The 12,171-nt window shown below is 42.3% G+C and carries 10 protein-coding genes; 3 read left to right on the top strand and 7 right to left on the bottom strand.

Annotation, left to right across the window (positions count from 1 at the left end; translation table 11 throughout):
- Positions 1-28 precede the first annotated feature (28 nt).
- Both CO230_RS06835 and dgt read right to left on the bottom strand, forming a co-directional pair.
- The gene (locus CO230_RS06835) at positions 29-961 is read right to left on the bottom strand and encodes an SPFH domain-containing protein (RefSeq protein ID WP_122027917.1); all 933 of its coding nucleotides are present in this window, start codon (positions 959-961) and stop codon (positions 29-31) included.
- A 106-nt stretch (positions 962-1,067) separates the two neighbouring features.
- Positions 1,068-2,423, bottom strand: coding sequence for a dGTP triphosphohydrolase (gene dgt, locus CO230_RS06840; protein ID WP_122027918.1), 1,356 nt, complete (start codon positions 2,421-2,423; stop codon positions 1,068-1,070).
- Between the two features lie 66 nt (positions 2,424-2,489).
- Here dgt and CO230_RS06845 point away from each other — a divergent pair, with 66 nt between their 5' ends.
- A complete protein-coding gene (locus tag CO230_RS06845; RefSeq protein ID WP_122027919.1) occupies positions 2,490-3,227 on the top strand; it encodes an endonuclease in 738 nt (245 codons plus the stop codon).
- A gap of 105 nt (positions 3,228-3,332) precedes the next feature.
- On the top strand, positions 3,333-4,253 hold the full coding sequence (locus CO230_RS06850) for a T9SS type A sorting domain-containing protein (protein WP_122027920.1): 921 nt from the start codon (positions 3,333-3,335) through the stop codon (positions 4,251-4,253).
- A 72-nt stretch (positions 4,254-4,325) separates the two neighbouring features.
- Here CO230_RS06850 and gcvP read toward each other — a convergent pair whose 3' ends face one another.
- From gcvP to tpx, 5 genes are all read right to left on the bottom strand, one after another.
- Positions 4,326-7,184 (bottom strand): aminomethyl-transferring glycine dehydrogenase, encoded by a 2,859-nt coding sequence (gene gcvP / locus CO230_RS06855; protein WP_122027921.1) that lies wholly within the window; start codon positions 7,182-7,184, stop codon positions 4,326-4,328.
- A gap of 292 nt (positions 7,185-7,476) precedes the next feature.
- Complete coding sequence (locus tag CO230_RS06860) at positions 7,477-8,127, bottom strand: J domain-containing protein (RefSeq protein ID WP_122027922.1); 651 nt, start codon at positions 8,125-8,127, stop codon at positions 7,477-7,479.
- A 57-nt stretch (positions 8,128-8,184) separates the two neighbouring features.
- Positions 8,185-8,625 (bottom strand): SRPBCC family protein, encoded by a 441-nt coding sequence (locus tag CO230_RS06865; RefSeq protein ID WP_122027923.1) that lies wholly within the window; start codon positions 8,623-8,625, stop codon positions 8,185-8,187.
- A gap of 103 nt (positions 8,626-8,728) precedes the next feature.
- A complete protein-coding gene (locus tag CO230_RS06870; protein WP_122028917.1) occupies positions 8,729-9,142 on the bottom strand; it encodes an SRPBCC domain-containing protein in 414 nt (137 codons plus the stop codon).
- Positions 9,143-9,231: 89 nt separating this feature from the next.
- The gene (gene tpx / locus CO230_RS06875) at positions 9,232-9,738 is read right to left on the bottom strand and encodes a thiol peroxidase (protein ID WP_122027924.1); all 507 of its coding nucleotides are present in this window, start codon (positions 9,736-9,738) and stop codon (positions 9,232-9,234) included.
- 158 nt (positions 9,739-9,896) lie between these two features.
- Between tpx and CO230_RS06880 the strand changes: the two genes are divergently transcribed.
- Positions 9,897-12,116: an NADP-dependent isocitrate dehydrogenase gene (locus CO230_RS06880; protein ID WP_122027925.1), complete on the top strand. Its 2,220-nt coding sequence runs from the start codon at positions 9,897-9,899 to the stop codon at positions 12,114-12,116.
- The last annotated feature ends 55 nt before the right edge of the window (positions 12,117-12,171 follow it).

Consider the following 12,171-nt stretch of genomic DNA (forward strand, 5'->3'; position numbering starts at 1 on the left):
AAACCAGTGTTTTTCGGGATTTTGTATTTTAGTGGAAATGTGTAGGCGGCGGTGGCGGAAGTTTGTCTTTCGACGTTTCTTCAATTTTTTGTGTGGCCGCCATCGAAACCACCAGGTCATTCAGCATGGAACTTGCCGCACTTGGCGAATTAGGCAATAATACCAAATTGCTTCGGTTGTTCGCACCAATGCTGTGTAGCGTGTCGTAATGCTGTGTCACTACAATCAGCGCAGACGCTTCCTGCGAACTAATGCCAGCTTCGTTCAACATTTTAACAGATTCCTCCAGACCTTTCGCAATCTCCCGGCGCTGGTCGGCGATACCCATACCCTGAAGTTTCTTGGATTCAGCTTCGGCCTTTGCAACAGCAACGATTCGGATTTTCTGTGCCTCAGATTCGTATTCAGCGGCCGTTTTTTCGCGTTCTGCAGCATTGATCCGGTTCATTGCATGTTTTACCTGCTCATCAGGATCAATGTCGGTGACAAGCGCTTTGATGATGTCGTAGCCATAACTCTGCATCGCGTCCTGAAGTTCGCCTTTCACCGCGATTGCAATATCATCCTTACGAACGAAAACATCATCGAGTTTTAGTTTCGGTACTTCCGCACGCACCACGTCGAAAACATAAGAAGTTATCTGATTCTCAGGGTTTTCAAGTTTGTAGAATGAATCTGCCACTTGCTCTTTGATCACCTGATACTGCACCGAAACTTTCATACGGATGAATACATTGTCAAGTGTTTTGGTATCAATAATCACATCAAGCTGCTGAATCCGCAGGTTCATCCTTTTGGCTACCTGATCAATAAACGGGATCTTAAGGTGCAGACCTGCGTGGCGCACCGAATGGAACTTGCCCAATCTCTCTACAATAGCCGCTGTAGCCTGCTTCACCGTAAAAAAAGAGGCAAACAGTACGACAAGGCCCAGGAAAATAATAATACTTAATAATGTCATTCGTAAATATTTAAAAGTTAACTAATTTGTATCTGAAACGTCATAAATATAGTAAAAAAAATTAAAATTTCGTCTTAATCGTATCAAAATTCACTGAAAATAATGATTAGACTGTCATCCCGATTTCAATTCCTTTGATTTTCCGGTAGAGATCGGTGGCAAAATTATCCGTCATGCCGGATACAAAATCAATGACTCCCAATACGCGTTGATAATCGCTTCCATTCTCATAAACAAACTGTTGGGGCAGCAGTTTCAAAGCCATTTTATCATAAGATTTCCGTTCTTCTTTCGGTTTGATGATCGATGGTATGAAATGATCTAAAAGTTCATACATCACGTTATAACCGGCATTCTCGATTTCTATGACTGCTTTGTGATTGTAGATTTTGGCTATGGAGAATTTTTCGATTTCAGTTAGGGCATTGTTTTCTGTTTTGTATATATCCAGCAGGGCACAATCTAGTTCCCCATTTAGGATAGCATCGAAATTTTTCTCATAAATACTCATGGATTTATTGATTAGTGCATTAATCACTTTGGCGCGCAGATAAGAAATCCGCTCGTTGGCGTTCATAATCGCTGCAAGTTTGTCTTCTACCCTTTTGATGTTTTGGTTTTCAGACTTTATAAGTTCCAGGAAAAGACCCTCGCAATCATTTGATGATACGATACCGAGCCGGTGCGCGTCTTCCATGTCAATGATGTTATAGCAAATGTCATCCGCAGCTTCTACCAGCCACACAAAGGGATGGCGACGAAAAATATATGGTTCAGTACTTTCCTGTTTTAGTTGCAGGGTATTGGCGATCTGCAGGAAAGTTTCTTTCTCATTCTGGAAAAACCCGAATTTTTTACGGTGCAGCACCCCTCTTTTCTTAGCAACCGCTTCACATGGATATTTGGCGATACTGGCAAGCGTGGTAAAAGTAAGTTGTGTTCCGCCTTCATCTTTACCGTTTTGTTGGTGAGTCAATACGCGGATGGCATTGGCATTTCCTTCAAAATTTACCAGATCCGCCCATTCCTTGTCGCTGAATTTCGGTTTCAGATCATTTTCATTCTTTTCAAAATAGCTGGCAATGGCATCTTCACCGGAATGGCCAAAAGCCGGGTTTCCCACATCATGGCATAAGCAGGCTGCGGCGATCACATTATGCAGGTTATGCTGATAGAAATTCTGCGCGTCTTCTGTCAACTCATTATTAAAATTTTTAAAGATGAATTCACCTGCTAAGCTGCCCAAACTGCGACCTACAGAGGAAACCTCTAATGAATGGGTAAGCCGGTTATGTACAAAGACACTCCCAGGAAGCGGAAACACCTGTGTTTTGTTCTGCAAACGGCGGAAAGCCGCGGAAAAAATGATACGGTCGAAATCCCGCTGGAAATCGGTTCTGCTGGTGATGGTGGCTTTGTCTTGTCCTGTCCTTTGGTTGGTGAAGATATGATTTAGATCCATAGGCCAAAAATACGTTTTTATTGTGGTTCATGTTTTGAATAAGAGTTTTTTAAAAACCAATTAAACATGCCTGAGGGACCATCCATACTCATTTTGAAACAGCTTACCGAAAAATTTATTGGGCAGCAAATTCTGCAGGCAGCGGGAAACGCCAAAATCGCGAAAGAGAATTTAACAGGGCTGGTGTTCGAGGAATACCGCATTTTCGGAAAACAGTCTTATCTTGTTTGTGGAGACTGTGTCATAAGGATTCATTTGCTGCTCTTCGGCTCCTATAGTATTGATGAGCAAATTAAACCAGACCGGCAATTAAGGCTTCATCTGAAGTTTATGAATGGGGACCTTTACTTCTATTCTTGCTCGGTAAAATTGCTCGACCGCCGTGTTTTGAATGACATTGACTGGCAAGCGGACGTGCTGAGTGATGACTGGAGCCCATTACGCGCACGTAAAAAACTGAAAGCAAAACCTGAAATGATGGTTTGTGACGCTTTGCTGGACCAGAATATATTTTCGGGTGTGGGCAACATCATCAAAAATGAGGTACTTTACAGAATTGGTGTGCACCCGGAAAGTTTGATAGGCCACCTACCGGCAAAAAAATTATCAGCACTTATATTTGAAGCCCGCAACTACAGTTTTGATTTTCTGAGATGGAAAAAGGATTATGTGCTGAAGAAAAACTGGCTGGCACACACCAAGAAAATTTGTCGCAAATGCGGAGAACCGCTTACGAAAAGTCATTTGGGAATAACCAACAGACGCAGTTTTTACTGCGAAAAAGATCAGAAACTGTATTCCTGAAATTTAATATACTTAAATCTGCAGAACTATTAATTATACGGAGATTTTATTAAATTTTCAAGTAATACAGCAATAATATTATAATTATCTTTGTAAAAAAATTATATGAAAAATATGTATTTTCTGGCTGCGGCACTATTTTGCAGTTCAATTTCTGCACAGACCACAATTTCTTTCGAAAGTAGCGAGGGTTACGCTTTAGGAAACATTAATAACCAAAACGGTTGGACAGTTACCCAAACCAGTGACGGACCGCTCACAAATCAGATTGTTACTAATGAAGTTGCATCCGCAGGAACTTACTCATTTAAAAATGCCTATGTACCAGAATACGGCGACCAGTGGTTCCCAATATTCGGCGTTGAAAAATCTTTTTCTCCAGCTTTAGATTACAAGAATACAACAATTTCTTATGACTTTTATGCTCCGCAACAGGGAGGCGCCGATTTCGAATTTGCTTTATATTCAATCAATGAAGAGGAAGATGTTTTCGATATTTTGTTGGCGGTTGGCTTCGAAAACAGAGGTCTTATTTATATTTATCCAGAGAAGAATTTCGGCGGATTTACTTATGCGGAAGCTGAATGGCATGCAAACCAATGGTATAATTTAAAGGTGGAAATAAAAGAAGAGACCATTAAATATTTTTTAAATGGCGCGGAAATCCATTCAGGACCGAATACCACTAAAGTGAATGTAAACGGAATGAATTTCTTACATAATAATTATGGCGGAAGCGCTTATTACGATAATATTGTTGTAAATGGAACTAATATGTCTACAACTTCAGTTCAAAAAGGCAGCATAAAGGTTTATCCCAATCCAGTTATCGATGTAGTAACTATCGAACTGCCACAGGGTGAAAAACTTGACGGCGTTGAAGTTTATTCTTTATCCGGACAAAAAGTGGTAAGCATACCTTCCGACAAAAATTTAAATCTTTCAAAGCTGAAGTCAGGCGGTTATATCCTTAAGGCTAAAACTAAAGACGGAAAAACTTATATTTCTAAAATCATTAAAAATTAGGTTACACCATTTTAAACACAAAATATCCCCGCAAAATTGCGGGGATATTTATTTGATTTGCAAACATTAAAATCACATATACGCCTCAATCGGTTCGCACGTACAGATTAAATTCCTGTCCCCGTAAGCTTCATCAACTCTGGATACGGACGCAAAGAACTTATGTTCCCGAACCCATTCCAGTGGATATGCCGCTTTTTCTCTTCCATACGGCTTGTCCCACGAATCGGAAATAACCAACTGCTCGGTATGTGGCGCATTTTTCAGAACGTTATTTGCTGCGTCCGCACTTCCTTCGGCGATTTCATCGATTTCTTTCTTAATCGAAATCATTGCTTCAGCGAAACGGTCGATTTCTCTTTTGCTTTCCGATTCGGTTGGCTCGATCATTAATGTTCCGGCAACAGGAAAACTCACTGTTGGTGCATGGAAACCGTAATCCATCAGTCGTTTTGCAACATCGGCAACTTCGATTCCTACCGCTTTAAACTGTCGGAAATCTACGATACATTCATGCGCTACTCTGCCGTTATTATTCGCATATAAAATCGGGAAGTGTTCTGCAAGAATCTCTTTCAGGTAATTTGCGTTCAGGATCGCGTGTTCCGTAGCTTTCTTCAATCCTTCCGTTCCCAGCATTTTGATATAGGCGTAAGAAATATTCAGGACAAGGCTGGAGCCGTACGGCGCTGCGGAAATTGCGTCTATGGCCTCTTTCTCGCCAATGCGGATATTAGGATTTGATGGTAAAAACTTCACCAGATGTTCTGCAACACAGATAGGTCCAACGCCAGGTCCGCCGCCGCCATGTGGGATTGCAAAGGTTTTGTGCAGATTCAGGTGGCAAACATCGGCACCAATATTTCCTGGTGAAGTGTAACCGCACTGCGCGTTCATATTAGCACCGTCCATATATACTTGGCCACCATGATCGTGGATGACTTTAATGATGTCCTTAATGTTTTCATCAAAAAAACCGTACGTTGACGGATAGGTAATCATCGCCGCAGATAGGTTTTCAGAATGCTGCTCTGCTTTGGCTCTTAAATCGTCGATATCAATTTCTCCATTTTCAAGGTTTTTCACGACTACCACTTTCATCCCTGCGATAACTGCTGAAGCAGGGTTGGTACCGTGCGCCGACTGTGGTATCAATACAATATTACGGTGATGATCGCCGCGGGATTTATGATATTCTCGGATCACCATCAGACCTGCGTATTCACCCTGCGCACCGGAGTTCGGTTGTAGTGAGGTGCCGGCAAAACCTGTGATTTCTGCCAGGTCTTTTTCAAGTTCTTTTATCAAAGTTTGGTAACCAGCGGCTTGTTCTCTCGGTACAAATGGGTGTATGTTACCCCACTCTGGCCAAGAAATCGGCAACATTTCGGTAGCGGCATTGAGTTTCATGGTGCATGAACCGAGTGAGATCATGGAATGCGTCAAAGAAAGGTCTTTTCTTTCAAGTCTTTTGATATACCGCATCAGTTCGGTTTCTGTGTGATATTTATTAAAGACTTCAGCGGCTAAGATGTCATCAGTTCTTAGGGATTCCTCAGGGATCATCAGTTCTTCCTTAATAACAAGCTTAAAACTCTGTTTTTCTTTAAACTGTGCTAGCGCATCAAACAGTGCCTGTAATTTCTCTTCGGTAGTACTTTCGTTAACCGAGATGCTTACTGTATTTTCGGTAAAATAATTAAGGTTTATTTTGTTACCGAGCATTAGCTGGCGAAGCACGTTTTTTTCGCTCTCCTCCATAGTGAATTTTACAGTATCGAAAATTGGTTCATCAGATACTTCATATCCTAAAATCTGCAATGCATTTCTAAGCGCATTTGCTTTGAAATGAATTTGCCCTGCGATGTAGTTCAATCCTTTCGGACCGTGATAAACAGCGTACATGCCTGCCATTACTGCAAGCAGTACCTGCGCGGTACAGATATTAGAAGTAGCTCTTTCTCTTTTAATGTGCTGCTCACGGGTCTGCAGTGCCATTCGTAGTGCCCGGTTTCCGTTCGCATCCTGAGAGATACCGATGATTCTACCAGGGATGTCTCTCTTATAATCTTCTTTACAGCTGAAAAACGCAGCGTGCGGGCCACCGTAACCCATCGGGATCCCGAATCGCTGGGTAGTACCCACGGCACAGTCGGCACCCATTTCCGCAGGGGATTTCAGTTTCACCAAGGCAATAAGATCACAGGCAACCACTACCTGTAAATTAAGTGTCTTGTATTTTTTAATGTCTTCAGTATAATCTTTTACCACCCCGTTCTTACCTGGATATTGAAGGATTATACCGTAGAATTCGGTGTTAAAATCATAGGATTCATGATCACCTACAACGATTTCGATACCGAGACCTTCGGCTTTGGTGGTAAGAACTGCCAAGGTTTGTGGCAATACCAATTCGGAAACGAAGAATTTATTGGCACCAGATTTCTTTTGATCCTTGGTCCGGCTTTCATAAAACATGTGCATGGCTTCGGCGGCAGCGGTAGATTCATCCAGCAGAGATGCATTCGCCAGTTCGAAACCTGTAAGATCGCTGACAACGGTCTGGAAGTTCAGCAAAGCCTCTAATCTGCCTTGTGCAATTTCTGCCTGATATGGGGTGTATGCCGTGTACCAAGACGGATTCTCCAAGATATTGCGCTGTATAGCACTTGGCAGAATGGTACCATGATAACCGAAACCTATATAATTATCGTACAGTGCATTTTTTGCAGCCAACTCTTTTGAATGGGCCAACATCTGATGCTCTGAAAGTGCGGGTGAAATATCCAAATCTTTTTCCAGACGAATGGTGGAAGGGATGGTTTGGGATAGCAGTTCTTCGATACCCGAAACGCCAATCTTCTGCAGCATCGCTTGTTTGTCAGCTTCATCCAAAGATATGTGGCGGTTTACAAATTGCGTGGTGTTCATTGTATTTTTACTTGATTTTATTAGAATTAAGGTTCGTAAAAATACGAATTATTATGCAACGGACAATTCGGAAAATCATAGTGAAAATCCGGAGATATTATTTTGATTAATTCTAAATTAAAATTATATTTGCCACATGAATTCAACCATCATTCCTTTCAAGATCGCGCCGCTTGCGCCCGCTTTCCGTTCTGTTGAAGAAATGTATTGCGAAAAAAAGAAATGCTGTAAAAAATTTAAGAAGGGAAAACGCTGTAAAAAGTGCCCAGGCAGGCTAAAAATGGCTTAATGCTTATTGCATAAAGGTTTTCACCAAAAGCATTGCTGCAATTATTATAAAGAGGACCGCAAGGATGATTCTGGCCAATTTGGGCTTTCGGTCTGCCGGTGACTGTGTAGATTGCCGCGGTCGGAAAAGTTCTTCCGCTTCACTCCGATGCTGCTCCTTTTCAGTTTCAAAGACTTCAGTAATGGTGATGCCACGCACCAAAGTTTTATTCAGTAAGGTATTGGTGGCGTGCAGTAACAACTGAAATTCCCCATCCTTGAATTCATTTATCTTAAACACCCTTTCTCCATAACCTTTTTCGAGACCAAAGGGGATGATCTTTACAACATCCGCATTGTGCGTCTGCCATTTAATGATGATTTCCTCGCCTTTATGCGCACGGATCTTATTAGCGCTGAAACTTCTGATAGACGGCGGAAGATTCGGTCGGTAACTGCGTTGCTGATGACTTAAATTCTCATCATAAATACGCCTTTTCTCTTTATCACTGAGGATTTCATAAGCCTCCTGAATTTCCATAAAACGGGCAGCGAAAAAGGGATCATTGTCGTTTTTATCCGGATGGTATTTCACCGAAAGTTTGCGGTAAGCTTTTTTAATTTCTTCCTCCATGGCATTTTCAGGGATACTCAGGAAATAATAATAGTTCTTCATTCAGGCGTGGTTTGCGTGCAAAAGTAAGATTTATGTCCGAAAAAAATCTTCAGGAAATTACTTTTCAGCCAGTGTTTTCAGATACTCAAAGCCTTTGCTAAACCCTTCATTCATCATATTTTCAATATCACGTGTGGTGTGTATGATGGCTCTAAGCTCAGTGGTCTGCGAATCAATTTCACGTAAAAAATACTTTTCTTCAGCGCCACTCCATTCGAGTTGGTTTACTGTCGCGGTATCCACCCGACCTTCCCGAACCATCCCCAAATGACTGAAAACCACTTCAGCAGGTTCGTGCAGACTTTTAATGGTGGAATACAAGCCACTGCCTTCAGCATTCAGGAAGAATGTCTCCCCATTCACTTCCCAATCGGACCTGAACTGTGATCCGGGCGCAAAAAACTGCTTCCATTCTTTGTAGGTTTCAGGATTCCAGAGTAAATCCCAGATCTTCTGGCGCGGTGCTTTGATGATGATTTCGTAATTGAAAGTTGCCATACTGTTTTTTCTTTAATTCAAATAAAAAAAGCCGTCACCCTGCTGACGGCCCGGTGCTTTTCAGCAACAGCAACTACATTGCCATAATTTATCTGCGGCGCGATTAATTATTTTCAACGTACTTATGGAAATTGTTCAGGATGGCATACCATCCCTCGCGTTGCATTTTGCGCGAATTTTGGGTTTCAGGTTCAAAAGTTTCTATCACCGTAGTGGTATTGGGATCGATTTCGATAAACTGAATTTCCACTTTCCGGCCATCCTGCAGATGATATTTAATGAATTGCTTTGGGATAATCTCGTCGTAAATGCCCACATAATCAAAACCATAACTTTTATCGCGTGCTTCCATACGGGTTTTCAGCATGCCACCTACGCGCAGGTCATTTTCTGCTTTTACGCAGTGCCAGGATTGGTCCGCGAAATTCCATTTGGTAATATGTCTCGGATCATTCATATAGTCCCAGACTTTTTGAAGTGGTTTCAGGATGGTAATCTCAATTCGTATCGGTTCCATAACAGTATTTTTCATAAAATTAATAAAAATGTATGATATGCTGCCGGCAACTTGGTAAAAAAAAACGCAAATTACTTTGCGTTTGATCTTTAATCGGCGTTTCTGAGTATATCCAGAGCCGTGTCATAGTCTGGTTCCTGCGCGATTTCCGGCACTTGCTCATGATACAGTATTCTATTGTTCTCATCGGCTACAATTACAGCGCGGCTCAGCAAGCCTTTCATCGGCGAATCCATCATGGTCACTCCATAATCATCACCAAAAGCACTACGGAAATCGGATAGCGACTCGACATGGCCCAGACCTTCCGCGGCACAGAATCTGCCCAGAGCAAAAGGTAAATCCTTCGAAACATTGATGACCACCGTGTTTTGAAGGGTGCCTGCTTCTTCATTGAACTTTCTGGCAGAAGCGGCACAGATACCCGTATCAATACTTGGGAAGATATTGAGTATTTTTCTTTTCCCCTGATAATCTGCAAGTGTCTTGATCTCTAATTTTTCGTTCACCAATGCGAAGTCTTTCAGGGTGAGCCCGATTTCGGGTAAATTTCCAATAGTTTGTACAGGGTTTCCTTTTAAGGTAATTTCAGCCATAATATTTGTTTTTAGTAAGATCAAAAATATATAATTTTCGGGTCGGATGCCTATTTTATAGGTTAAATTAATCTTAAAGTTCCTTTAAGCGCACTTTTGTACTCGGGCAGAAATCCTTAAATTTGTTTTCTTTAAAAATAAACAAAAAAATCCCAATAATGTCTGATTATTCCAAAATTGTCTATACCTGGACCGATGAAGCGCCAATGTTGGCCACACACTCTTTTTTACCGATTGTACAAGCGTTTGCCAAAACCGCTGAGATCGAGATTTTACCTAAGGATATTTCATTGGCCGGCAGAATTTTAGCCAACTTCCCAGATTTTTTACAGGAAAACCAAAAAACAGAAGATGCATTGGCAGAACTAGGCCAATTGGCCACTACGCCAGAAGCCAATATCATAAAACTCCCAAACATTTCCGCGTCTGTACCACAGTTGGATGAGGCGATTGCTGAGCTGCAAAGCCAGGGATACGCGGTGCCAAACTATCCTGCGGAACCGAAGAATGCAGAGGAAGAAGCCATTAAAGCGAGATACAGCAAAGTACTCGGAAGCGCCGTGAACCCAGTACTTCGAGAAGGAAATTCAGACCGTAGAGCGCCAAAAGCAGTGAAAAATTATGCCAAGGCAAACCCTCATAAAATGGGAGCATGGACCGCAGACTCAAAAACTAAAGTCGCGCACATGACCAGTGGTGACTTCTATGGCACCGAAAAATCCGTCACTGTAGAAAAAGACAGTCAGTTTAAGATTGAATTCTTTGGGAATGACGGTTCTGTAAAAGAACTTAAGGCGCTTTCTCCACTCAAAGCCGGGGAAATCATCGATACTTCGGTAATGAACCTTACATCCCTTAAAAACTTCGTGGCAGAAACTATTGCAGAAACAAAAAAAGCCGGCGTATTGCTTTCAGGACATCTGAAAGCGACTATGATGAAGGTCTCCGACCCAATTATCTTTGGTGCGATGGTGGAAGTGTATTTCAAAGAGGTTTTCGGGAAGTATGCTGAAATTTTCCGTGAGCTTGACATCAATCCTAATAACGGGTTACAGGACCTTTTGGATAAGATAAAAGATCATCCGCAAGAAAGCGAGATCCGTGCGGATATCGAAAAAGCCTTCGCTGACGGGCCTGCAGTGGCGATGGTAAACTCTGACAAAGGTATTACCAACTTCCATGTCCCATCAGATGTCATTGTAGATGCTTCCATGGCTGCCCTCATCCGTGGTGGTGGAAAGATGTGGAACAAAGAAGGTAAGGAAGAAGATACGGTTGCCATGATCCCAGACCGTAATTACGCAGGTTTCTACCAGGCTGCCATAGAAGATATGCAGAAAAATGGCACTCTAGATCCTAGGACCATGGGTTCTGTACCAAATGTTGGACTGATGGCCCAGAAAGCCGAAGAATATGGCTCCCATGATAAAACCTTCCAGATGACAGCTGACGGTAACGTAAAAGTTTCTGACGCTGACGGAAATGTTTTCATGGAACAGAAAGTAGAGAAAGGCGATATCTTCAGGATGTGCCAAACCAAGGATGCGCCGATACAGGATTGGGTAAAACTGGCTGTAAACCGCGCCAGACTATCCGACACCCCAGCAGTTTTCTGGCTTGATGAAAAGCGTGCGCACGACCGCGAAATGATTAAGAAAGTACAGAAGTACCTAAAGGACCATAATACGGAAGGCCTCGATCTTCGGATTATGGATATTGAAGCAGCCATGACGTACACTTTGGAAAGAATACGAAAAGGACAGGATACTATTTCAGTCTCAGGCAATGTATTGCGGGATTACCTTACCGATCTCTTCCCGATCCTGGAACTCGGAACATCCGCTAAAATGCTTTCAATCGTACCATTGATGAATGGTGGCGGTTTGTTTGAAACCGGCGCCGGCGGTTCTGCACCGAAACATGTAGAACAGTTTACTGAAGAAGGTTACCTTCGTTGGGATTCTTTGGGCGAATTCATGGCGTTGCAAGCCAGTTTAGAGCACCTTTCGCAGACACAAAAAAACCAAAAGGCACAGGTCCTCGCCGATGCGTTGGATGTAGCCAATGAGAAATTCCTTGCGAATGACAAATCACCCGCCAGAAAAGTAGGTTCCATCGACAACCGTGGTTCTCATTTCTACCTTACGATGTATTGGGCAGAAGCTTTGGCTAACCAGACGGCTGACGCACAACTTGCGGCCATCTTCGCTCCGGTAGCTGACGCCTTGAAAGAAAATGAAGAAAAAATCAATCAGGAGTTAATCGAAGCGCAAAGCAAGCCCCAGGAAATTGGCGGATATTATCACCCAAATACTGAAAAAACTTACGCTGCAATGCGCCCATCGCAAATCTTCAACAACATCATTGCGTCTTTGTAAAGACACCTATGCTTATTAAATTCAAAAACTTTCCGTAATAATTGCGGAAAGTTTT

It is taken from the genome of Chryseobacterium sp. 6424 (assembly GCF_003692615.1).
GTDB lineage: Bacteria > Bacteroidota > Bacteroidia > Flavobacteriales > Weeksellaceae > Kaistella.